Source organism: Pseudomonas sp. 2822-17 (assembly GCF_002742485.1).
In the GTDB taxonomy this organism is placed as follows: domain Bacteria; phylum Pseudomonadota; class Gammaproteobacteria; order Pseudomonadales; family Pseudomonadaceae; genus Aquipseudomonas; species Aquipseudomonas cyclaminis.
In genome coordinates this window covers 36,812-58,498 of the sequence record NZ_LJRZ01000428.1, presented here as the reverse complement: position 1 = coordinate 58,498, position 21,687 = coordinate 36,812, and the positions used below count along the sequence as shown (strand labels likewise).

Sequence of the window (21,687 nt, the reverse complement as noted above, 5' to 3'; positions counted from 1 at the left end):
CGTGCACCGCTGCGCCATAAGTTGAATTCGCACTAGCCGCTCTAGTGCATTTGCACTGTCAGGACTTGTTTTTCAGGCGCAGTTCGCCGGCAAACAGCCCGCGTTCACGGGCCCAAACGATGGCCGCGCTACGGCTGTGCACCCCCAGCTTGGAGTACACCGTGGCCACGTGATTGCGTACGGTGTTGGGCGCCAGTTTCAGGCGTGAGGCGATTTCTTTGTCAGCCAGGCCTTCGCAGATCAACCCCAGCACATCGCGCTCACGGGCGGTGAGGTCGGTGAAGCTGATATTCGGCGCGTTGGGGCTGTTGACACTCTTGGCGTTGGCCAGTTTCTCGATCAGGGTCTGGCTGAACCAGGACGCGTCCTGCATCACTTCCTCAATGGCCGCCACCAATTCCAGCTCCGAGCGCTTGCGTTCGGTGATGTTCATCAGCACCAGCAGGTAGCAGGGCACGTCCTCGATGATCACGGTGTCGGCGGACACCACGCAGTCGATCACCTCGTTGCCTTTTTTGCGCACCTTGAGATCCTGGCCGTCGAGGTTGCCCGCTTTCTCCAGGGTGGTGAACAACTGCGTGCCCGCCTGGGGGCTGTCGATAAAGTCGATGTCTTCGATGGATTTGCCGATCAGCTCTTCGCTGATATAGCCGGTGATGCTCATAAACGCTTCGTTGACGTCCACCACCTGGCGGTTGGCGGCGTTGCACACCAGCGTGGGCACCGGCGTGAGGCGGAACGACTCGGCAAAACGTTCTTCACTCTGGCGCAGGGCCACTTCGGCCTTGCGTCGCGGCTCCAGGTCGGTGAACGAAAACAGCATGCAGTCTTCCTCGTTCATGTCCAACGGCTGGCCGGCGACGATCACCAATTTGCTGCCGCCGTCGGGCAGTTTGAGTTCGGCCTGCATCTGCGGGATCGTCGCGCCTTCGCCCAGGCGCTGGATAGCCAGGTCTTTGCGCTCGGCCTGCTCCAGCACGTCCAATTCATACACTGATTTACCGATGACCTGGTCACGGTTGTAACCGGTCATCTCCAAAAAGCCCTGGTTGACCTTGATGTAGCGCAAGTCGCTCAAGCGGCAGATCACCGCAGGCGCGGGGTTGGCGTTGAAGGTTTTTTCGAAGCGCTGCTCGGCGCTGGCCCATTCGGTGGCGTCGCTGAGGATCAACACCAGCAGCTCCGGCTCGCCGTGGGAGTCACTGATCACCAGGCTGCGCAGGCGGTGCACCCAGGTTTTGTCCGGGTCGGCGGTGGGCGTGACTTCCACCACCACATCGCTGAATTCATCACCGGCCGCCGCGCGGGCCAAGGGGTAGTTATCCAGCTGTACGGGATGGTTGTTGCGGTACCGCAGGGCGAAACGCTCGGCGTAGGCGTGAGTGTTGGCGCCCAGTGCCTGCACGTCATCCACGCCGTGCATGGTCAGCGCGGCTTCGTTGGCCCACAGGATGGTCTGGTCGACTTCCGCGAGGATGATCCCATCCGAGAGCCCGGAGATGATCTGCTGCAGTTGGCGGCGGTTGGTTTCTTTGGCAAGGACGTCCTGGCTCATGGTGTCTCCCTGGGAAAGCGCATGCAAACTCCGACAGCCAGGGGGCCGGATAGTGCAAAGAAAATGCGGTCGGGGGAGGTATGAATGCACGCGATTGGAGGGTGCATTTGAGCCAGGGCTAGCCCTTTGTGCCGGCGTCGAGCGCGAGCGACAACCACAACAAGCCCCGCAGGCATATTGGTTTCAACGAGGCAGCGCGTGGTGCCGGGTGTATCCCAACATTTGATCGTACAGATCCGCACGTCGATCCCGTTGCAAGTCGTTCAAGTTGTTCCAGATCGGCGCACTGCGTGCCCTGCTCAGGTCGACATCCGCAAACAGCACCTCTTGCTGATCGGCGGATGCCACCTTGCCGATCGGCCAACCGTTGGTGCCTGCAACCAGTGAGCATCCCAGATAACGCGCATCACGTTCCTGGCCGATTCGGCTTGCGGCGGCGATAAATACGTTATTGACGTGTGCCGCCGTCATCGTCAGGTAAGACGCCATGCACTTGCCCGCTTCGTCGAACAGTGGGGGAGGCGTCCAGACCCAGTTGTTCAAACTGCAAATAATATCGGCACCTTGCTGACCGAGAATGCGCGGCACTTCGGGAAACCATATGTCCCAGCAGATCAGCATCCCGATGCGGCCGATGGGCGTGTCGAACACTGGAAAACCGGTATTACCGGGGGTGAACCATAGCTTCTCCAGGTTCCACAGATGAGCCTTGCGGTACTTTCCGATCATACCGTTCGGGCCTAGCAGCACGGCAGTGTTGAACAATTGCATTTCATCGACTTCATTGAGACCGGCCACCAGATAAACCTGATGCTTGCAGGCAAAGTCGACCCATGCTTTTACGCTAGGTCCCCCTGGGACCGCTTCGGCGTGGGCGAAGGCATCCTGGCGGTCAGCAAAGAAATAGCCGCAGTTTGAAAGCTCCGGCAACACGATCAATTTGGCGCCACCGTTGGCGGCCTGCGCTGCCAGCTCCAGGCTAAGGCGCAGGTTTGCGCGGCGGTGGTCAATCCCCACCTGGGGATCGAATTGCACGATAGCGACACGGACAGGGCTTATGGATGGGTTCATGACGGGTGTCCTCTTTGGGTAATAGGGTTTGCTGTCCATAAGAGGTGATGCGCAGGCCGGAGAATATCGGGCGCTTCTGCTTGGGGTGTCAGGTGGCTCCTGAAATAAGCGAAGGTCCTGCTGCTGCTGCTGCTGCTGCTGCTGCTGCTGCGCAGCCCAGTGCAAGCAAGCTCGCTCCGCCACAGCAAGCTTGCTCGTCATAAGGTCGCGCAGGGTTAGCGCGGCTGCACGCATTCCAGCGAGCGATCCACCATCACGCTTGCCATGTCCACCAGATGCATGACCGACAGCACCAGCGTGCGTGAAGTACCGTCCAATTGATCCCCCGCCGTTTGTGCGGCCACGGCTGCGCAACGCAGTACGCTGCTGGCGTGGGCCAGGGCGTCTTCGAAGCTGACGTCTGGGGTGGTGGTGAAGAAATGCAGTTCTGAAGCGGGTGGTGCGGGGACAAGTTTGTCCATGGGTTCAACTCCTAATCTAAGTTGGAAAGCCACCACCGTCGCTACCAAACGACTTTAGGGTGGTGACCGTACGCAGATTGGTAGACCGGTGATTAGGACCCGGTGCACCCGAAGGTGCCCTGCGCACGGCCACCATAACGCAGGGCCGAAAAAAAGCGCCTTGCAGAAGGGGGCGCTTAGCGCCTAATCACTCGTGGTCTACCAAACCCCGAATCACTGAATTGGCAGTGACCGGCGAAGACTAGCCAGCGGATTTGAGCGGCGCAAGCGGTTGGGATTCTCTCGGAAACGTCCCGCAAGTTAAAGGGAAATGTCGCTGCTCCAACTTTTCCTACACTTGCCAAACCCCACCGATTCTGGGAAAACCCCAGCCTTTACGCCTTCAACGAGAACCCCATGAATCACGACGAACTCCAGATCACCGACATCCGCCAGGGCACCGGCAAAGCCGTGGTGAAGGGCGCGCTGATCACCACTCAATACACCGGCACCCTGGAAGATGGCACGGTGTTCGATTCATCCTGGGAACGGGGCAAACCGTTCCAGTGTGTGATTGGCACCGGGCGCGTCATTAAAGGCTGGGACCAGGGCCTGATGGGCATGCAGGTCGGCGGGGTGCGCACGTTATACGTGCCGGCGCACCTGGCCTACGGCGAACGCTCAATGGGTGCGCATATCACGCCCCACAGTAATCTGCGCTTTGAGATTGAGTTGCTGGAAGTACTGACGCGGGATGATTGAGTCGTTTCGACGCAAGGAGGCTGCATGAACATACTTCACGCATTGCGCGACAGCTGGGGTTGGGAGGGTTAAGGACTACCTGGCGTTGGTTGAGCGGGATCTACCAGGCACACCCTAGACAACTGCCAGTGAGCGAAGTGTCTATAACGAATGGGCTGTTGTGGTGAGCGGGCTTGTCCCGCGCCGGGCTGCGAAGCGACCCTAAAATCAGACTCCGTGGTTTATCTGGGTTATCGCGATGGCCTTCCTTATTGGGGCCGCTTCGCGCCCCAGCGCGCCCCAGCGCGGGCAAGCCCGCTCACCACAACAAGCCAGCTCCTGCATTTGATTTTCTGCGTGCCCAGAGCCGGTTCCTGAACCCATCCTGAAGAATCTTCTTATTCACCAGGCGGAAACTTTCCTACGGTTTACTCTCCTGAAATCGGGGCGTAAGCTTCGCGCGTTTTCATCAATAGCGGAGACCCTCAGTGGGTACTTGTTCGAGTGACAGTAGTCGGCCGGTTGCGGTAACCGGCACAGGCTTGGCAAGGTAACGCGCATTTATCCGATGCCGTTGTCTCGCCATCAAAGCGAGAAGCGGCATCAAGGCAGCGGCCAGTCCTGGCTCTGTTTCGATCCTCTTTCATCGACGCTGACCAGCACCTGAGTAACCTTGGGATGCTACGGACGCGCCTGCCTTTTGCGGCGGGCGGGCCAAGCCGGCTGTGCCTGTCTGACAGGCACGGTGCGGATGGGCAGTACCTGCACGACGGTTTTTTCCTCGCGCAGGAGTAACACCATGAACCTCACTCTGTTGAAAGAGTTCTTCGCCGGCTTCCTGCGGACCCGGCACATTGCCCGGCATTTCCGTCGCCTAGCCATGCTCGAAACCGTCACCGACGCCAGCGTCAGCCGCGAAGTGCCGCCGACCCTGGCGCAAACCCTGGTGGTCGCGGCCAACAGCAGCACCGTGCAATTGCTCGGCACGTTGGGCAGCCATGCCGAGGGCTTGAGCTCTCAGGAAGCTGACGCCCTGCGCGTGCAATATGGCCTCAACGAAGTCGAGCACGAGCAGCCGCTGCCGTGGTGGGTGCACCTCTGGCACTGCTACAAAAACCCGTTCAACCTGCTGCTGACTTTGCTGGCGGTGATCTCCTGGCTGACCGAAGACATGAAGGCCGCCACGGTGATTTTCTCCATGGTGGTGCTCTCGACGCTGCTGCGTTTCTGGCAGGAGGCCAAGTCGAACAAGGCCGCCGACGCCTTGAAAGCGATGGTCAGCAACACCGCCACGGTACTGCGCCGCGATGCGGCCAAGCGCATCGAGTTGCCGATCAAACAATTGGTGCCTGGCGACCTGATCGTACTGTCGGCCGGCGACATGATCCCCGCCGATTGCCGCGTGCTCAGTGCCAAGGACTTATTCGTGAGCCAGGCGGCGATGACCGGCGAATCGATGCCGGTGGAGAAATTCGCCCAGCAGCGGGACGCCCACACCCGCAACCCCCTGGACCTGGACAATATCCTGTTCATGGGCACCAACGTGGTGTCCGGTGCAGCGACGGCGGTGATCCTGACCACCGGCAACAGCACCTATTTCGGTGCGTTGGCGCAACGTGTGACGGCCACTGACCGTGCCACCACTTCGTTCCAGCATGGCGTGAATAAAGTCAGCTGGTTGCTGATCCGCTTCATGTTTGTGATGGCGCCGCTGGTGCTGTTCATCAACGGCTTCACCAAGGGCGACTGGACCGAGGCGCTGCTGTTTGCGCTGTCGATTGCCGTGGGCCTGACCCCGGAAATGCTGCCGATGATCGTCACGTCCACCCTGGCCAAGGGCGCGGTGTTTTTGTCGCGCAAGAAGGTCATCGTCAAGCGTCTGGACGCGATCCAGAACTTCGGCGCAATGGACGTGCTGTGCACCGACAAGACCGGCACCCTGACCCAGGACCGGATTTTCCTGGCGCGCCATGTGGACGTGTGGGGCCAAGAATCCGACGACGTATTGGAAATGGCCTACCTCAACAGCTACTACCAGACTGGCCTGAAAAACCTGCTGGACGTGGCGGTGCTGGAGCATGTGGAGGTGCATCGCGAGCTGAAAGTCGGCACCGCGTTCCACAAGGTCGACGAGATCCCGTTCGATTTCAATCGCCGCCGCATGTCGGTGGTCGTGGCCGAGCAGGGCTTGCCGCACCTGCTGATCTGCAAGGGCGCCGTGGAGGAGATCCTCTCGGTGTGCAACAGCGTGCGCCACGGCGACACCAACGAAGCGCTCACGGAGGAACTGCTGGCGCGCATTCGCCAAGTGACCGCCGCGTTCAATGAAGAAGGCCTGCGTGTAGTGGCCGTGGCCGCGCAACCGATGGCACCGGGGCGCGACACCTACAGCCTGGCGGATGAAAACAACCTGACGTTGATCGGCTACGTGGCCTTCCTCGACCCGCCCAAGGAAAGCACCGCGCCTGCTCTCAAAGCCCTGAAAGCCCATGGCGTCGCGGTCAAAGTGCTGACCGGTGACAACGAGCTGGTGACTGCAAAGATCTGCCGCGAAGTGGGCCTGGAGCAACAGGGCCTGCTGATGGGCAACGACATCGAAGACATGACCGATGCCGAGTTGGCCAAGGCCGTGGAGACCACCAATGTGTTCGCCAAGCTGACGCCCAGCCACAAGGAACGCATCGTGCGCCTGCTCAAGGCCAACGGGCATGTGGTGGGTTTTATGGGCGACGGCATCAACGATGCGCCGGCGCTGCGCACGGCGGACATCGGTATTTCGGTGGACAGCGCGGTGGACATTGCCAAGGAAGCGGCCGACATCATCCTGCTGGAAAAGAGCCTGATGATCCTGGAAGAGGGCGTTCTGGAAGGGCGCCGCACCTTCGCCAACATGCTCAAGTACATCAAGATGACCGCCAGTTCCAACTTCGGCAACGTGTTCTCCGTGTTGGTGGCGAGTGCATTTATCCCGTTTCTGCCGATGTTGCCGATGCACCTGTTGGTGCAGAACCTGCTGTATGACATTTCCCAGATCGCAATCCCGTTCGACAACGTCGATGACGAGATGCTGGCCAAGCCACAGCGCTGGCAGCCGGGGGATGTGGGGCGCTTCATGCTGTTTTTCGGGCCGATCAGTTCAATCTTTGACATCACCACGTTCGCACTCATGTGGTACGTGTTTGATGCCAACACGCCAGACCATCAGACGCTGTTCCAGTCAGGCTGGTTTGTGGTGGGGCTGCTGACCCAGACGCTGATCGTGCACATGATCCGCACGCCGAAAATTCCGTTCCTGCAAAGCCGTGCAGCAATGCCGTTGATGGTGATGACCGGCGTGATCATGGCGGTGGGAATTTTCCTGCCGATGGGGCCGCTGGCGCACTACTTCAAATTGCAGGCGTTGCCGTCACTGTATTTCGTGTTTTTGCCGGTGATTCTGCTGGCGTACATGGCGCTGACCCAGGCGGTGAAGGGCTACTACATCCGTAAGTTTGGCTGGCAATGAGCAGGGACGATTTCCGATGCAAGCAATCAACAACATCAACCTCGATTCCCTGATCGACACCCTGGTCAGCCTCACCGCCGCGTTCATCCTCGGTGGCTTGATCGGTTTCGAGCGCCAGTACCGCCAGCGCACGGCGGGCCTGCGCACCAATGTGCTGGTGGCGGTGGGAGCGGCGATTTTTGTCGATATGGCCAGCCGCCTCGGCGGCGCGGAAGGCGCGGTGCGGGTGGTGGCGTATGTGGTGTCGGGCATTGGCTTTCTCGGTGCCGGCGTGATCATGCGCGAAGAAGGCAATGTCCGTGGGCTCAACACCGCCGCCACGCTGTGGGCGTCGGCGGCGGTAGGGGCCTGTGCCGGCGCCGACCTGGTGCTTGAAGCGTTGCTGGGCACACTGTTTGTGCTGGCAGCCAATACCTTGCTGAGACCCATCGTCAATAACATCAACCGCCAGCCGCTTGATGTGGTGTCTGCGGAGGTCACGAACATCCTATATGTGATTGCCCGGCGCACTCAGCAAACCGCGGTATTGGCGTTGCTGGAAGCCGAATTGGCGCGGTGCAATTACCCGGCCAGCGATGTCGATGTGCGACCGTTTGGCACCGAAGAGGTGGAAATCGAAGCCACGCTGGCGGTGACCTCTGTGGACGGTGACGAACTGGACGCCCTGGTCGCACGGATTTGCAGGTCGAGCCTCGTGGTGCAGGCCTTCTGGAGCCCGAGTACGACCGAGTAGTTCTGGACACCTGGTCTTGCGTTATTGAGGAAAAGTCCTACAAGCAGTCGAGAGTATCCCTTCATTTTGAACGGCACACGGTTGATAAGGTTGCGCGCTTGCGTCTGCTCAGGAATCAAGGCGTCGCACTACACGTAGTTACTGTGTTTTTCAAAGGAGGGGCCTTTTCTGCCTGAAGCGTCGTACAGAGTAGTCAGTACCGTTTGTCGGAACTGTTACTTTTCACAGGTAGTTGGGTCTCGCGTGATATGTCAGCGTACTGATGTTCTCCGGGGACTCTTATGAGCAACAAAGCTTTAATTGTGGACGATCACCCTTTTATACGCGCCACCGTCAGGTACCTGTTGAAGCAGGAAGGCTTCGATAGCATCTACGAGGCGGATAACGGTGCCGACGCCATGCAGGCTGTGCGCGAACAGCATCCGGACCTGATCATTCTCGACCTGGCGATGCCTAAACTCGGTGGGCTGGAGGTGATCAGTCGGGTCAAGGCGCTTGGGTTGGACTGCAAAATCCTGGTGCTCACCTCGTACCTGGCGGTGTTTTTTTCCACCCGTTGTATGCGCGCTGGAGCGATGGGGTTCGTCTCCAAGACCGGCGAGCTCGATGAGTTGCAAAAGGCGATCAGGGCGATCAGGTCTGGCTACAGCTGCTTCCCTAGCTTGCCTACCAGCTCGGTGCGGCGCGACGACTTGCAATCCACTGAGCGGGAGTTGGTGGAGGCGTTATCTGACCGTGAGTTGGCCGTGCTGCAGAAGCTGGCGCTTGGCCTGGGCAACAAGGAGATCGCTGAGAACATGCTGTTGAGCCACAAGACTATCAGTACCTACAAGACGCGCCTCAAGGAGAAATTGCGAATGTCATCGGTGGTGCACCTGTCCAAGTTCGCTCAGCGCAATCACTTGATCTGAAATGATTGCCACCCGTCTGTTGAGGTACGTGGCCATGCTGCTGGTGGGGCTGATGCCCTCTGGTGTGATGGCCCTGGATGAGCCGCACACACTGCGGCTGTTGGGCCACTCCACCCTTGAAGGGCCGCCGGTGGTGCTGGACGAAGCCGATTGGTCTTGGCTGCGCACCCAGCGCACATTGTCGATGGGGGTGTCGGCGCCCGATTACGCGCCCTTTGATCTGAGTAATAACAACGATGAGCTGGAGGGCATCACCGCCGATTATGCGGCGCTGATCGCCCAGGCGTTGAACATTACCATTGAGGTGCGGCGTTACGACACCCGCGATGAGGTGATCGAGGCCGTCAAGACCGGCGCCGTGGATTTTGTGGGGTCTGCCAATGGGTATGAGGCGGCCGACCCTGAGTTGGCGCTGTCCCGTTCTTACGCCAACGACCAGCCCGCACTGGTAGCGCGCGCGGGGGAAAGTCACACGCTCACGGCCGACCTTGCGGGCAAGCGCGTGGCGATGCTCTACCACTACATGCCGCCCGACGCTGTCCAGGCCTTCTATCCCAAAGCGCAATTGCTTTTGTTTGCCTCGACCTTCGAAGCCATCGGGGCCGTCGCGTTCGGCCAGGCGGATGTCTACCTGGGCGATGCCATCAGTGCCCGCTACCTGATCAACAAGAACCACCTCAATAACGTGCGCATGGCGGATTTTTCGGCGTTGGAAGTCAATCCTTTCGGATTTGCCTTCGCCAAAGATAACCGGCGCCTGTTGAACATCGTCAACGTCGCGCTGGCTGCTGTCCCGGCCAGCCAGCAGATGGAAGTCCTGCGCCGTTGGAGTGCTGGCGGCAGCGGTTTTCTGGAGGCCGATCAGTTGCGCCTGAGCGAAAGTGAGCGGCGCTGGCTGGAGAAAAACCCACGGGTGAAAGTAGCGGTTCCCGACAAACTCGTGCCGTTGTCTTTTTTCAACGATCAAGAGCAATTCGAAGGGTTGAGCGCCGAGGTGCTGACGCGTATCAGCTTGCGCACGGGCTTGAAATTTGATGTGGAGCGCGGCAGGTCACTGCCCAAGCTGATTGAGCAGGCAAGTTCAGGTCGCGTAGACATGCTGGCGGTCGTCACCCCGAGCGTGGAGGGAGCCGAGAAAATTCGCTTTACCCGGCCTTACCTGTCCAACCCCTATGTGTTGGTAGTACGCGCCGCCGACGAACATCTGGTAACCCTGGAAGATATGCCCGGCAAGCGCCTGGCGATTATTCGCGATACCAGCCTGTCTGCGCAGATCGCCCGGGATTACCCCAGTATTGAGTATGTTGATGTCGAGAGTCCTGAACAGGCCATGGAGTTGGTGGCCAAGGGCAGTGTCGAGGCGACGGCCGTTTCGCTGATCAGTGCGCGCTATATGATCGCGCGCCATTACCGTGAGCGCCTGCGCATCACCAGTACCGTCGGTAGGGAGCCTGCGCGTTTTACCCTTGGGGTCAGTCGCAGCCAATTAGAGTTGTACTCGATCCTCGACAAGGCGTTGTTGAGTATTTCCCCGGAAGAGATGGACGAACTGACCAATCACTGGCGCAGTGAAATCATCCTCGAAGACAGCTACTGGATGCGCCATCGCAATGTGATTATCCAAGGGTTCGGCCTGGCCGCCCTGCTGTTGTTGGTCACCCTGGGCTGGGTGTTCTATCTGCGCAACCTGATTCGCAAGCGCGCTCAGGCCGAGCGTGCCTTGAGCGACCAGATGCGGTTTATGGGCGTGCTGATCGATGGCACGCCGCACCCGATTTATGTGCGCGACCGCCAGGGTCGCTTGATGGCCTGCAATAATGCCTATCTCGATGTGTTCGGCTTCAAACTGGAAGACGTCATCGGTAAGACTGTGGTGGAAACCGACACCGGTAACCCGCCCCAGGCCCAGTCGTTCCATGCGGATTACTTGCGCTTGATGGCAGAGGGCGAGCCGCAGATCCATGACCGCGTGCTCAAGTTGCCTGCCGGTGGTGTGCTGACCATCTACCAGTGGATGCTGCCGTACCGTGATAGCCATGGCAGTGTCGTGGGCATGATTGCCGGTTGGGTGGATGTCAGCGAGCGCCAGCGGTTGTTGGGCGAACTGCAGGAGGCCAAGGAGGAGGCTGACGCCGCCAATCGCGCCAAGACCACCTTCCTGGCGACCATGAGTCACGAGATCCGTACGCCTATGAATGCGGTGATCGGCATGATCGAGTTGGCCCTGAAAAACGCCGAGCATGGCAGGGCCGACCGCGATGCGCTGGAGGTTGCGTCGGTGGCATCCCGCAGCATGCTGGAGTTGATCGGCGATATTCTCGACATTGCGCGGATCGAATCCGGTCACCTGTCCCTGAGCCTGGAGCCGGCCAACCTGCATGAACTGCTGGCCTCTGTGGCGCGGGTATTCGAAGGGTTGGCGCGGGACAAAGGCCTGATGCTGCAGGTGGAGCTTGACCCGTTGATCGACAGGGTGGTGTTGGTCGACCCGCTGCGCTTTAAGCAAGTGGTGTCCAATCTGCTCGGGAACGCGATCAAGTTCACCAACGCCGGCCATGTGCGCCTGAGCGCCCAGTGCGCACCGGCAGTGGCTGGCGACCTGTTGAACCTGCGCTTGTGGGTCGAAGACTCGGGCATAGGTATCAGCGCCGAAGATCAGCAGCGTTTGTTCAACCCCTTTATCCAGGGTCACAACAACGGGCAGTCGGCGCGCAGCGGTTCGGGCCTGGGGTTGGTGATCAGTCGGGACCTGTGCGAGATGATGGGCGGTCAACTGCACCTGACCAGTGTGCTGGGCAAGGGCACTCGGGTTGACGTGGCGGTGGCACTGACGACCACCACGCAGGTATCGGCCAGCGCAGAGGCTGCGAACCTTCCACCGGCTGCCACGTTGAACATCCTGGTCGTAGATGACTATCCGGCCAACCGCCTGCTGCTGGCGCGGCAACTGAGTTTTCTGGGGCATCGCATCAACACGGCCGAGGATGGTATCCAAGGGTTTGCACTGTGGCAGGCCGGGCAGTTTGATGGCGTGATCACCGATTGCAATATGCCCTTGAAGGACGGTTATGCGCTGGCACGTGATATTCGCGCCGATGAGCGCGAGCGTGGGCTGAAACCGTGCCTGATACTGGGGTTTACCGCCAATGCCCAGCCGCAGGAGACCGAACGTTGCCGGCAAGCAGGTATGGACGGTTGCCTGTTCAAGCCTACCGGGCTTGACGACTTGAGGTTGGCCTTGGCGTCACGTACCGCCGAAACCGTAACGGATGAAGCCTCGCCGGCGTTTGATTTAAACCCGCTGCTTATGCTGACCCAGGGTGATAACGCTGCCCTCAACGAGCTGCTGTTGCCGTTGCTCGACAGTCTCGCAGAGGACCGTAGGCGCTTGTCGGTGCTGAACGGCCAAGGCGATATCGCCAAGCTTCATGACTTGGCTCATCGTGTCAAAGGCGGCGCTCGCATGGTCAAGGCCCAGGTGTTGATCACTTGCTGCGAGACGTTGGAAGACGTGTGTGAGCGGCGTGACAGCAGTGGGTTGGGCGCTGCGGTCGAGGCGTTGGACGTGGCCATCGAACAGTTGCATCACAGCCTGAGTCGGTACCGCAATCAGGCTTGACTGAGGTGGATGGCCATTCGGTGGATTTGGGAGAACTCCTACACGAAGGGGGAACATGCCTGATTTTGTCTTCGGGATATGTCTGGAAAATGGGCGTCGCTCACTGACGAGCGCTGCCTGCCCAGGGGTTTGCCATGCCGAACAAAGCACTGACCATCCTGATTGCCGATGAACAACACCTGCAACGGTTGTACATCGAGAAAATGCTCAATCAGTTGGGGTACCACCGGATCGTGCCGGTACAAACCTTCGAAGAGGTCCAGATACTGACGGCCATCCCAGCCGAGCCCTTTGACGTGCTGATCATCAATGCGGGGCTGACAACTCATGCCTGTGGGCCCCAACCCCAGGTGCGCCATGTGTTGGTCTACGATCACCTGGATTTGGGTGCAGCCCCCGGCGTAACACCGGCGGTGCTGGTACGGCTGCCCGGCGTGCCGGACAACGTCAATCTTGAACACTTCATGGACATTATCGACCCACCCGAGGCCTGCGCCGGCCTGCGGGTGTTGCCCTGGCTGCGTGAATTATCACGCACACGGGTAGCAGGGATTTAGTCCCACTTCGGCGCGATGCCCTTGGGGCTGGTCAAGCGATGGCCGCGCTCCAGCCCGGCAATCTGCGCCATATCGGCAGCGCTCAAGGTCAGTGGCACGGCCTTGAGGTTGCTTTCCAGGTTGGCGCGCTTGGTCGACGAAGGGATGACCGCATAACCCAACTGCATGGCCCAGGCCAGGGTTACTTGTGCCGGGGTGGCGTGGTAGGCAATGGAGTCAAGTATCCCGCGTCGTTCCTTCGCAAACACAGCCGAATCCGAAAAGGACTCTTGACTGCAAATCACGAATGGCAAGTGTGTGTGGCGGGGTGTTGAGGCGCTGTACCCGCTGTAGCAGCGCCTTGATCGATCACTCTTGAGCGCGCAGGCGCTCTGCGGCCTTGCGCAACAACTGCTCGGTGGCGGCCCAGCCGAGGCAACCGTCGGTCACGGACACACCGTATTTCATCGACGGGCTCAATGGCTGGCAGCCTTCGAACAGATGGCTTTCGAGCATCATGCCGATCAGCGCGGTGTCACCCTTCAAGCGCTGTTCCAGCACGTCGTTGAACACGGCTGGCTGGCGCAGTGGGTCCTTGCTGCTGTTGGCGTGGCTGCAATCGACCATGATCCGTGGCATCACCTTGGACTTGGCGAGATCGTGTTTCACCGCTGCCACGCTCTGGGCATCGTAGTTCGGCCCGCTATGGCCGCCGCGCAGCACCAGATGTGTATCAGGGTTGCCTGGGGTCTGGATGATGGCCGGGTGGCCCTGGCTGTCGACGCCGAAGTGGCGGTGCGGGTGGGACGCCGAGCGCATGGCGTCACAGGCAATCGCGACGCCGCCGTCGGTACCGTTCTTGAAGCCCACGGGCATGCCCAGGCCGCTGGCCATTTCGCGGTGGATCTGGGATTCCGTGGTACGCGCGCCAATTGCCACCCAACTGAGCAGGTCATCGAAGTAGCCGGCGGCCATGGGTTGCAACAGCTCGGTGGCGACCGGCAGGCCCAGGCGCAGCATTTCGCGCATCAGTTCGCGGGACAGGGTCAGGCCAGCCGCCATGTCATCGCTGCCATCCAGGTGCGGGTCGTACGCCAGGCCTTTCCAGCCGATGGTGGTGCGCGGTTTTTCGACGTAGGCGCGGATCACCAGCAACATCTGGTCGCTGACCTCAAGGGCCAGTTTCTTCAGGTTTCGCGCGTATTCCATGGCCGATTCCGGATCGTGGATCGAGCACGGGCCGACAATTACCAGCAAGCGTGAATCTTCGCCATTGAGGATGGCGCGCACGGCTTGGCGATGGGCGTGGATCTGTTCGTTGAGGAACGGGCTGAGAGGGAGCTGGTGCTTGAGCTCAAGCGAGCTGGGCAGGCGCTGAGTCAGGGCTTCATTGGCGCTGGTCAGGTTTGAAACAGGCAGAGCGGCGACGGAGGAGTTCATATTCAAGGCTTCCTGGGCAAGCGGCGGGTTGCTCCCGCGCGCTTGGCCTACTGGGGTGTTCGACAATTGGCCGTATCGGCTACGTGTGTTGGCTTGCCACCCATTGGTGACCGATCGGAGGCGGCAGGCTGTCCCGAGCGGAGCTTGCTAAATCGCCATGCAGTGCAAGTGTCGTAGCGGTAATAAGTGGCGTAGTTCATGTCGTGATTCCTTTAAGTGTTCTTGATCAAGCTGAAAAGTGTGTGGGGACCTGAAAAACAAAACCCCCGGTCGGGGAGCCGACCGGGGGTTAGATTTCTCTGGTAGGCGACCCCTTGAGTAGTGGGCGCCGATTTCAGGTATCAGGCGCGCCAGTGGCTAAACCAATACCCAAAATAAGAGCTGACCAGTGCGCTCAAACCGTTCACACGGGTAGCCGACACCGAGCGCTGGGCGCTGGCAGTAGGGCAAACCTGAGTGTGGGTGAGTTGCAACATGGTATGTCTCCAAATGATGGGGGGAGCTTACTAGAGGCACGCAGGGGGATTCAATCAGTAATTTCTATTGCGGTGGGGTACTTACGGCTATGGGGTGAGTGCCGATATGCTGGTAACACTTAGATATTGATTGCTTGGACGCGACCATGACTGCCTTCACCCTTGCTGCTGCTCAATCCATTTCCATTGCGGGCGATGTGCCGGCCAATATCGAACGCCACCTGGCATTTATGCGCGCTGCGGCGCAGCAGGGTGTGCAATTGCTGGTGTTCCCCGAGTTGTCGTTGACGGGCTATGAACCGTCGCTGGCGGCTGAGTTGGCGATCGCGTCAGAGGACCAGATGCTGGCGCCCCTGCGTGAAATGGCACAGGAGCTGCGACTGACGGTGGTGGTGGGTATGCCGATCCGACTGGCGCCGCAGGCAGGTGTGTTGATCGGTGCGCTGGTGTTGGGCGCAGATGGCTCACTGGCGGTCTACACCAAGCAGCATCTGCATAATGGCGAAGAAGGCGCGTTTGTCCCAGGGCAGGGCGGTGCGGTCCTTGAGTTCGGGGATGACCGGATTGCACTGGCGGTGTGTGCGGACTTTTCCCATGCTGGCCATCCGCGTGCTGCGGCCCAATCGGGTGCCACGGTGTATGCCGCCGGTGTGTTGATCAGTGAGGGCGGTTACGCAACGGACAGTGCGCTGCTCCGAGGCTACGCTGCGGAACATGGCCTGGTGGTGTTGATGGCCAACCATGGCGGCCCCTCGGGTGGCTGGGCCTGCGCCGGTCGCAGTGCGATCTGGGCCGCCGATGGCGGTTTGCTTGCGGCTGTGCCTGGGGTAGGCGATGCGTTGCTGATCGCCCGTCGCGACGGTGAGCGTTGGACTAGCCAAGTGATGGCCCTCTAAATGGTTTTTCACCTACGCGCGGCGACGGATCAGCACTTGCCCTTCGCACGAACGCTCACCCACGAAGCGATGGCCCGCTATTACGTGCAGTACGGGCTGTGGTGGTCCAACGATGGCTTCGACACCGCCTGGGCCGGTCGGGAAAATTGGCTGATCTGCCGTGACGACGCCGTGCTGGGGTTTGTGAGCCTGAGTCGCGATAGCCGCGCGCTCTACATTCGCGAGTTGCATATGCTCGAAGAATGTCGCCGGATCGGCGCCGGGACCTGGGTGTTGGGGCAGATGGCGCTGAAGGCACGGAGGCCTGGCCTCTTGCGTCTGACCGTGTTCAAAACGAATCCGGCCCAAACGCTCTATTTGCGTATGGGCTTCAATATCGTGGGTGAAGAAGACTGCTTCTGGCGCATGGAACGTGTCTGCAGCTAAACCATGCGTTGAATCTTAATAAGCGCATACTGGCCTCAGGAGTCGACTTCCTGATCGTTGTTTTGGCCATCGGCCTCAGAAAGGATGATCCCCTCTTTCATGCCCAGAAGGACCGCTACCTTATGGGCCTCTCCACGCCGTCCCTTTTTGCGCCCAGCGAGCACTTGATAGGTGGTTGCCGGATCGACGCCATGTTCTCGGGCGAACGCTTGAACTGATTTTCCTTGGTGTTCCAGCCAGGCCTTGGCTTGTGCAGCAGTACGGATTCCGGGCATAGTTCAAAACCGTTCAAGTTTGTTTAACTAAGAGATGAGTGTGTCACCTCTTGGGGTGTGCCAAATAGGATCATACATCCAAATGAGTGGAATCGGTTCGCGTTTGAGGCAAGAAAGAGAGCGACTTGGCTTGTCGCAAAAAGTATTTGGTGAAATAGGAGGCGTTGAGGCCAACGCACAAGGCAAATACGAAAGTGGAGGGCGGGCACCTAAAGCGGACTACCTGTCGCGGGTCGCCGAAAGAGGCGTGGACGTGCTGTATGTGTTGACCGGTGTGGCCACGCCGATTCAATTGGAAAACCTGAGCCAGATTGAAGAGAAGGTGCTTGGGGACTACCGCGCAATGTTCAAGGAAGACCAGGCTGCGATCCGTCGTCTGACCTCGACCCTCGCCGAGCATTCATCCGCGATGAACGGAAAAGCCAAGCCGCAGCCCCAGGATTCCTGACCCTTCGCCCAGCAAATCAAGCCACCCGCCTGCCAGCGGGTGGCTGTCGTTTAACCAAACTCCATATATATGACGTGTGCAACTAGGTCTGCGCCTTGGTTTTTTGCTAAGGTGTTCAGCAACCTATAAGACCATTTCGCGAGGTGTCTGCTTGATTAGGGTGCTAGTAGTCGATGACCATGATCTCGTTCGTACAGGCATTACACGAATGCTGGCTGACATCGATGGCCTGCAAGTAGTCGGCCAGGCAGAGTCAGGGGAGGAATCCCTGATCAAGGCCCGGGAGTTGAAACCCGATGTGGTGTTGATGGACGTCAAGATGCCTGGGATCGGCGGTCTTGGTGCGACGACCAAATTGCTGCGCAGCCATCCGGACATCAAAGTCGTAGTGGTGACCGTGTGCGAGGAAGATCCGTTTCCGACACGTCTGCTGCAGGCAGGCGCTGCGGGTTACCTCACTAAAGGCGCTGGCCTGGCGGAAATGGTCCAGGCCATTCGCCTGGTGTTTGCCGGCCAGCGCTATATCAGCCCGCAGATTGCCCAGCAATTGGCTATCAAGTCCTTCCAGCCTGTCAGCGACTCGCCGTTTGATACGCTGTCAGAGCGGGAAATCCAGATCGCCTTGATGATCGTCGGTTGCCAGAAGGTCCAGACGATCTCCGACAAACTGTGCCTGTCACCCAAGACCGTCAACACCTACCGCTATCGCATTTTCGAGAAGCTCGCTATCAGCAGTGATGTTGAATTGACCCTGCTCGCGGTGCGCCACGGTATGGTGGACGCCAGCGCCTGACATGACCACACCGTTTGATCCGAGTGCCTTTCTCTCAACCTGCAGTGGCCGCCCCGGCGTGTACCGCATGTTCGACGGCGAGGCACGCCTGCTTTACGTCGGCAAAGCCAAGAACCTGAAGAACCGTCTGGCGAGCTACTTTCGCAAGAGCGGCCTCGCGCCGAAAACCGCCGCACTGGTGGCGCGTATCGCCCAGGTCGAAACCACCATCACCGCCAATGAAACCGAGGCGCTGCTACTTGAACAGACGCTGATCAAGGAATGGCGACCGCCCTATAACATTCTGCTGCGTGACGATAAATCCTACCCCTACGTGTTTTTATCCGACGGTAACTTCCCACGCCTGAGCATTCACCGTGGGGCGAAGAAAGCGAAGGGCAAGTACTTCGGGCCTTATCCCAGCGCCGGGGCGATCCGTGAAAGTCTGAGCCTGCTGCAAAAAACCTTTTTTGTGCGCCAGTGTGAAGACAGCTTCTTCAAGAACCGCACGCGGCCTTGCCTGCAATACCAGATCAAACGTTGCAAGGGGCCGTGCGTGGGTCTGGTGGAGCCGGCGGAGTACGCCGAGGATGTGCGCCATTCGGTGATGTTCCTCGAAGGACGCAGCAACGCGCTGACCGACGAGCTTTCCACGGCCATGGAGCAGGCGGCCAGCACCCTGGATTTCGAGCAGGCAGCAGAATTGCGCGACCAGATCTCCTTGCTGCGCCGGGTTCAAGACCAGCAAAGCATGGAAGGTGGCACTGGCGATGTGGACGTGATCGCGGCCTTCGTCAACCCAGGCGGCGCCTGTGTACACCTGATCAGCGTGCGCGGCGGACGAGTGCTGGGCAGCAAGAATTTCTTCCCGCAGACCGGCATCGACGAGGAAGTGGCCGAAGTCATGGCCGCCTTCCTGGGCCAGTACTATGTGAGCAGCCCTGAGCGCGACCTGCCGTCGGAGCTGATCGTCAATGTGGTGCACGAAGACTTCCCCACCTTGATCGAAGCGATCCACGAACTTCGCGGCCGGGAACTGGACATCAGCCACCGTGTACGCGGCACCCGAGCGCGCTGGCAGCAACTGGCGGTGACCAACGCCGAGCAAGCCCTGAGCGCACGCCTGGCCAATCGACAGCATGTGGCCGCACGCTTCGACGCCCTGGCCGAAGTCCTCAACCTGGACGAGCCGCCACAGCGCCTGGAGTGCTACGACATCAGTCACTCCAGCGGCGAGGCTACTGTGGCCTCCTGTGTTGTGTTCGGGCCGGAAGGGCCGATCAAGTCCGACTATCGGCGCTACAACATCGAAGGCGTGACCCCCGGCGACGACTACGCCGCCATGCATCAGGCCCTCACGCGCCGCTTCAGCAAGTTGAAGGACGGGGAGGGCAAGTTGCCGGATATCCTTCTGGTCGACGGCGGCAAGGGTCAGCTGTCCATGGCCCGCGACGTGCTCAACGAGCTGGCGGTACCCGATCTGATCCTGCTGGGCGTCGCCAAGGGCGCCACGCGCAAGGCCGGTTTCGAGACGTTGTACTTGAATGATGCCGCCCATGAGTTCACTTTGAAGGGCGATTCACCCGCGCTGCATTTGATCCAACAGATTCGCGACGAAGCCCACCGTTTCGCCATTACCGGCCACCGCGCCCGCCGTGGCAAAACCCGGCGAACCTCAACCCTGGAAGGGGTGGCAGGGGTCGGCCCGACGCGACGTCGCGACTTGCTTAAACATTTTGGTGGCTTGCAGGAGCTGTCCCGTGCCAGCATTGACGAGATAGCCAAAGCACCCGGTATCAGTAAAAAGCTCGCTGAGCTGATTTATGCGAATCTGCACAGCGAATAGAATGCCTTTCCACCTCGTAGCCAGTTGTGCCGATGAATATCCCTAATCTGATCACCGTTCTACGCGTCCTGCTCATTCCGATTTTTATACTGTTGTTCTATTTGCCGTACGAATGGAGCTACCTGGCCTCCAGTTCAGTGTTCGCCTTTGCGGCCGCTACCGACTGGCTCGACGGCTACCTGGCCCGCCGCCTGGAACAGAGCACGCCTTTCGGCGCCTTCCTGGACCCTGTGGCCGACAAACTCATGGTGGCCGTCGCCCTGGTCCTGCTGGTTCAGGAGCATGGCAACCTGTGGCTGACCCTGCCAGCCGCGGTGATCATCGGCCGCGAGATCGTCGTCTCGGCGTTGCGCGAATGGATGGCCGAAATCGGCGCCCGCGCCCATGTGGCCGTGTCCAACATGGGCAAATGGAAAACCGCCGCGCAAATGCTCGCGCTGGTGATCCTGCTGGCCAACCCGTCGGACTTCACCTTCTGGGTCCTGCTCGGCTACGCCTTGCTGCTCATCGCCGCCGGCTTGACCCTGTGGTCGATGCTCCAGTATCTGCGCGCCGCCTGGCCGCATCTGCGCACTGAGGTTGAAAAGAAATAAAACTTTTTTGAATCAAGAGGTTGACGGGTGCTCAAGATTCTATAGAATGCGCATCACCAAGCGGGAATAGCTCAGTTGGTAGAGCACGACCTTGCCAAGGTCGGGGTCGCGAGTTCGAGTCTCGTTTCCCGCTCCAAGCATTAAGAAAAAGCCACTCAAACGAGTGGCTTTTTTTTTGCCTGAAATTCACCAAACAGAAGCTTCGCGTCTTTTTCATTTCTGCGCAAAACCACTGGCATCCGGGGTAATCCGCTACGTTCAAGTACCTTTTCCTGGAAGACTCACCTCAAGGCACAGCCGCTCAATGAGGCACATCAGGTGATGCCAATTTTGATAGTTGGAGTTTCAGGCGTCGCTCATGGTTTCGCCTCAAGATGCGCGGCACCCGCAGCAATTGTCCCATTGTACTTGTGGCGTTTTTGACAAGCTTTTACTCGTCATGTCGTTGTTTTTTTACTATTATCGGTTAGCTGCGCACTCAAGGAAGAGAGGCTGAGTGCCTTGAGGCTGGTAGAAACTTTACCCTCGATCATTGAATGAGTTCTTACCTTTACCCCGAACGTAATGACTCAGCCAACCATAATTACCCCTTGGTGAAACCGATGAATAAAATTTGTGGCATCGTTGTATCGGTAGGGCTCGCCCTCTCTGGATGCGCTACGAAAACTCCAGAAAAACCTGGAGTGACTCCAGAACCTGTCGTCGTCCAGCAATCACCAGCTGAAGTCTCCACCCCTGCAGCCGCAAACCCATCTGAGGGTTATTCGGTGCGGTATGAGTCTGCCGCTGCTGCGGCCCCGGTCGCTGTCTCGCCCCATACGACTCAGCCAGAACCAGAAGCGAGCTCAAACATCTATAGCGCTGAGCAATGCCGCAAAGAGCTCGATGTTTTGAAGGTTTACAACAAGGCGTCGTACAATAAATACGAGGCGGAATACCAGGCAATCGCCAGCAAGACGGGTAAATACATGGAAATCAAAGACTCCATAAGCCCGGATATTAACGATATGGTGATGCCGGCTTATCAATTTCAAATTCGTGAGTTCTGCTTCCGAGTCAAGAGCCGTCTGACGCAGCTTGTGATTCGCCAAGCCAGGCAATGATTTCTTCAGGGCGCGATTTACGCCAGATGAGGGCACACTGAAAAAGACGCTACGGCGTCTTTTTTCGTTTCTGCGATAAACCGCTGAAGCCCAGGCTGGCGTTGTTTGTCCTCTGGCTATCTCAAACCTCACGTGTCGGTAAAATTATGAGGCTTGGCTAATCGTTCATGCCTGCTCTGGCTGGTGATAGCGCGGTAGCTCGATGTCCTGTGAAATTCAGATTACCTCGTAAAAAGTTTTATTGACTAAAATAAATTATCGGATAATTATTCCTGGGCATCTGCTGTCATGCAGAGTCATC

The 21,687-nt window shown here is 59.0% G+C and carries 19 protein-coding genes, 1 tRNA gene and 1 pseudogene; 14 read left to right on the top strand and 7 right to left on the bottom strand.

Annotation, left to right across the window (positions count from 1 at the left end):
- Positions 1 to 58: 58 nt before the first annotated feature.
- The 3 genes from AOA60_RS14970 to AOA60_RS14960 all read right to left on the bottom strand — a co-directional run bounded on the left by AOA60_RS14970 (position 59) and on the right by AOA60_RS14960 (position 3,087).
- Positions 59 to 1,555, bottom strand: a complete 1,497-nt coding sequence (locus AOA60_RS14970) for a PAS domain S-box protein (protein ID WP_099585080.1) — start codon at positions 1,553 to 1,555, stop codon at positions 59 to 61.
- Between the two features lie 183 nt (positions 1,556 to 1,738).
- The gene (locus tag AOA60_RS14965) at positions 1,739 to 2,626 is read right to left on the bottom strand and encodes a nitrilase family protein (RefSeq protein ID WP_099585079.1); all 888 of its coding nucleotides are present in this window, start codon (positions 2,624 to 2,626) and stop codon (positions 1,739 to 1,741) included.
- A 215-nt stretch (positions 2,627 to 2,841) separates the two neighbouring features.
- A complete protein-coding gene (locus AOA60_RS14960) occupies positions 2,842 to 3,087 on the bottom strand; it encodes a DUF3077 domain-containing protein (protein WP_099585078.1) in 246 nt (81 codons plus the stop codon).
- 396 nt (positions 3,088 to 3,483) lie between these two features.
- Between AOA60_RS14960 and AOA60_RS14955 the strand changes: the two genes are divergently transcribed.
- The 6 genes from AOA60_RS14955 (at position 3,484) to AOA60_RS14930 (ending at position 13,132) form a co-directional block, all read left to right on the top strand.
- Positions 3,484 to 3,828 carry an FKBP-type peptidyl-prolyl cis-trans isomerase gene (locus tag AOA60_RS14955; protein WP_099585077.1) on the top strand — a complete coding sequence of 115 codons (345 nt, stop codon included), beginning with the start codon at positions 3,484 to 3,486 and terminating at the stop codon, positions 3,826 to 3,828.
- Positions 3,829 to 4,606: 778 nt separating this feature from the next.
- Positions 4,607 to 7,312, top strand: a complete 2,706-nt coding sequence (mgtA, locus tag AOA60_RS14950; protein WP_099585076.1) for a magnesium-translocating P-type ATPase — start codon at positions 4,607 to 4,609, stop codon at positions 7,310 to 7,312.
- 16 nt (positions 7,313 to 7,328) lie between these two features.
- Entirely contained in the window at positions 7,329 to 8,045 is a 717-nt protein-coding gene (locus AOA60_RS14945) for an MgtC/SapB family protein (RefSeq protein WP_099585075.1), read from the top strand.
- A 281-nt stretch (positions 8,046 to 8,326) separates the two neighbouring features.
- On the top strand, positions 8,327 to 8,956 hold the full coding sequence (locus AOA60_RS14940) for a response regulator transcription factor (protein ID WP_099585074.1): 630 nt from the start codon (positions 8,327 to 8,329) through the stop codon (positions 8,954 to 8,956).
- 1 nt (position 8,957) lies between these two features.
- Complete coding sequence (locus AOA60_RS14935) at positions 8,958 to 12,575, top strand: transporter substrate-binding domain-containing protein (protein WP_099585073.1); 3,618 nt, start codon at positions 8,958 to 8,960, stop codon at positions 12,573 to 12,575.
- 134 nt (positions 12,576 to 12,709) lie between these two features.
- Positions 12,710 to 13,132 (top strand): chemotaxis protein CheY, encoded by a 423-nt coding sequence (locus AOA60_RS14930; protein WP_099585072.1) that lies wholly within the window; start codon positions 12,710 to 12,712, stop codon positions 13,130 to 13,132.
- On the opposite strand, the pseudogene AOA60_RS14925 reads toward AOA60_RS14930, so the two are convergent.
- From AOA60_RS14925 to AOA60_RS33925, 3 genes and pseudogenes are all read right to left on the bottom strand, one after another.
- Positions 13,129 to 13,344: pseudogene (locus AOA60_RS14925) on the bottom strand (aldo/keto reductase); the annotation flags it as partial. The gene AOA60_RS14930 and the pseudogene AOA60_RS14925 overlap by 4 nt on opposite strands.
- Positions 13,345 to 13,480: 136 nt before the next feature.
- Positions 13,481 to 14,551 carry a 3-deoxy-7-phosphoheptulonate synthase gene (locus AOA60_RS14920; protein WP_099585071.1) on the bottom strand — a complete coding sequence of 357 codons (1,071 nt, stop codon included), beginning with the start codon at positions 14,549 to 14,551 and terminating at the stop codon, positions 13,481 to 13,483.
- A 341-nt stretch (positions 14,552 to 14,892) separates the two neighbouring features.
- Positions 14,893 to 15,027 (bottom strand): hypothetical protein, encoded by a 135-nt coding sequence (locus tag AOA60_RS33925; RefSeq protein ID WP_256592835.1) that lies wholly within the window; start codon positions 15,025 to 15,027, stop codon positions 14,893 to 14,895.
- Between the two features lie 146 nt (positions 15,028 to 15,173).
- Here AOA60_RS33925 and AOA60_RS14915 point away from each other — a divergent pair, with 146 nt between their 5' ends.
- Positions 15,174 to 15,923 (top strand): carbon-nitrogen hydrolase family protein, encoded by a 750-nt coding sequence (locus tag AOA60_RS14915; RefSeq protein WP_099585070.1) that lies wholly within the window; start codon positions 15,174 to 15,176, stop codon positions 15,921 to 15,923.
- Positions 15,924 to 16,349 (top strand): GNAT family N-acetyltransferase, encoded by a 426-nt coding sequence (locus AOA60_RS14910; protein ID WP_099585069.1) that lies wholly within the window; start codon positions 15,924 to 15,926, stop codon positions 16,347 to 16,349.
- Positions 16,350 to 16,384: 35 nt separating this feature from the next.
- Here the strand turns inward: AOA60_RS14910 and AOA60_RS14905 are convergent, their stop codons facing one another.
- A complete protein-coding gene (locus AOA60_RS14905; protein ID WP_034097254.1) occupies positions 16,385 to 16,624 on the bottom strand; it encodes a DNA-binding protein in 240 nt (79 codons plus the stop codon).
- An 82-nt stretch (positions 16,625 to 16,706) separates the two neighbouring features.
- Between AOA60_RS14905 and AOA60_RS14900 the strand changes: the two genes are divergently transcribed.
- From AOA60_RS14900 to AOA60_RS33920, 6 genes are all read left to right on the top strand, one after another.
- The gene (locus AOA60_RS14900; protein ID WP_099585068.1) at positions 16,707 to 17,072 is read left to right on the top strand and encodes a helix-turn-helix domain-containing protein; all 366 of its coding nucleotides are present in this window, start codon (positions 16,707 to 16,709) and stop codon (positions 17,070 to 17,072) included.
- 151 nt (positions 17,073 to 17,223) lie between these two features.
- Positions 17,224 to 17,865 carry a UvrY/SirA/GacA family response regulator transcription factor gene (gene uvrY, locus AOA60_RS14895; protein WP_099585067.1) on the top strand — a complete coding sequence of 214 codons (642 nt, stop codon included), beginning with the start codon at positions 17,224 to 17,226 and terminating at the stop codon, positions 17,863 to 17,865.
- 1 nt (position 17,866) lies between these two features.
- Positions 17,867 to 19,690: an excinuclease ABC subunit UvrC gene (gene uvrC, locus AOA60_RS14890; RefSeq protein ID WP_099585066.1), complete on the top strand. Its 1,824-nt coding sequence runs from the start codon at positions 17,867 to 17,869 to the stop codon at positions 19,688 to 19,690.
- Between the two features lie 32 nt (positions 19,691 to 19,722).
- Positions 19,723 to 20,283, top strand: a complete 561-nt coding sequence (gene pgsA / locus AOA60_RS14885) for a CDP-diacylglycerol--glycerol-3-phosphate 3-phosphatidyltransferase (RefSeq protein ID WP_099585065.1) — start codon at positions 19,723 to 19,725, stop codon at positions 20,281 to 20,283.
- 60 nt (positions 20,284 to 20,343) lie between these two features.
- Positions 20,344 to 20,419 (top strand) — tRNA-Gly (locus AOA60_RS14880).
- Between the two features lie 400 nt (positions 20,420 to 20,819).
- On the top strand, positions 20,820 to 21,386 hold the full coding sequence (locus tag AOA60_RS33920; RefSeq protein WP_244643838.1) for a hypothetical protein: 567 nt from the start codon (positions 20,820 to 20,822) through the stop codon (positions 21,384 to 21,386).
- The last annotated feature ends 301 nt before the right edge of the window (positions 21,387 to 21,687 follow it).

Bases quoted from the DNA above. Each gene is read 5' to 3' on its own strand.
- AOA60_RS14910 (WP_099585069.1), top strand. From the start codon at position 15,924: ATGGTTTTTCACCTACGCGCGGCGACGGATCAGCACTTGCCCTTCGCA.
- uvrC (WP_099585066.1), top strand. From the start codon at position 17,867: ATGACCACACCGTTTGATCCGAGTGCCTTTCTCTCAACCTGCAGTGGC.
- AOA60_RS33920 (WP_244643838.1), top strand. From the start codon at position 20,820: ATGAGTTCTTACCTTTACCCCGAACGTAATGACTCAGCCAACCATAAT.
- AOA60_RS14970 (WP_099585080.1), bottom strand. From the start codon at position 1,555: ATGAGCCAGGACGTCCTTGCCAAAGAAACCAACCGCCGCCAACTGCAG.
- AOA60_RS14915 (WP_099585070.1), top strand. From the start codon at position 15,174: ATGACTGCCTTCACCCTTGCTGCTGCTCAATCCATTTCCATTGCGGGC.
- AOA60_RS14960 (WP_099585078.1), bottom strand. From the start codon at position 3,087: ATGGACAAACTTGTCCCCGCACCACCCGCTTCAGAACTGCATTTCTTC.
- AOA60_RS14935 (WP_099585073.1), top strand. From the start codon at position 8,958: ATGATTGCCACCCGTCTGTTGAGGTACGTGGCCATGCTGCTGGTGGGG.
- AOA60_RS14955 (WP_099585077.1), top strand. From the start codon at position 3,484: ATGAATCACGACGAACTCCAGATCACCGACATCCGCCAGGGCACCGGC.
- AOA60_RS14920 (WP_099585071.1), bottom strand. From the start codon at position 14,551: ATGAACTCCTCCGTCGCCGCTCTGCCTGTTTCAAACCTGACCAGCGCC.
- mgtA (WP_099585076.1), top strand. From the start codon at position 4,607: ATGAACCTCACTCTGTTGAAAGAGTTCTTCGCCGGCTTCCTGCGGACC.
- AOA60_RS14905 (WP_034097254.1), bottom strand. From the start codon at position 16,624: ATGCCCGGAATCCGTACTGCTGCACAAGCCAAGGCCTGGCTGGAACAC.
- pgsA (WP_099585065.1), top strand. From the start codon at position 19,723: ATGAATATCCCTAATCTGATCACCGTTCTACGCGTCCTGCTCATTCCG.
- AOA60_RS33925 (WP_256592835.1), bottom strand. From the start codon at position 15,027: ATGTTGCAACTCACCCACACTCAGGTTTGCCCTACTGCCAGCGCCCAG.
- AOA60_RS14965 (WP_099585079.1), bottom strand. From the start codon at position 2,626: ATGAACCCATCCATAAGCCCTGTCCGTGTCGCTATCGTGCAATTCGAT.
- AOA60_RS14940 (WP_099585074.1), top strand. From the start codon at position 8,327: ATGAGCAACAAAGCTTTAATTGTGGACGATCACCCTTTTATACGCGCC.
- AOA60_RS14900 (WP_099585068.1), top strand. From the start codon at position 16,707: ATGAGTGGAATCGGTTCGCGTTTGAGGCAAGAAAGAGAGCGACTTGGC.
- AOA60_RS14945 (WP_099585075.1), top strand. From the start codon at position 7,329: ATGCAAGCAATCAACAACATCAACCTCGATTCCCTGATCGACACCCTG.
- AOA60_RS14930 (WP_099585072.1), top strand. From the start codon at position 12,710: ATGCCGAACAAAGCACTGACCATCCTGATTGCCGATGAACAACACCTG.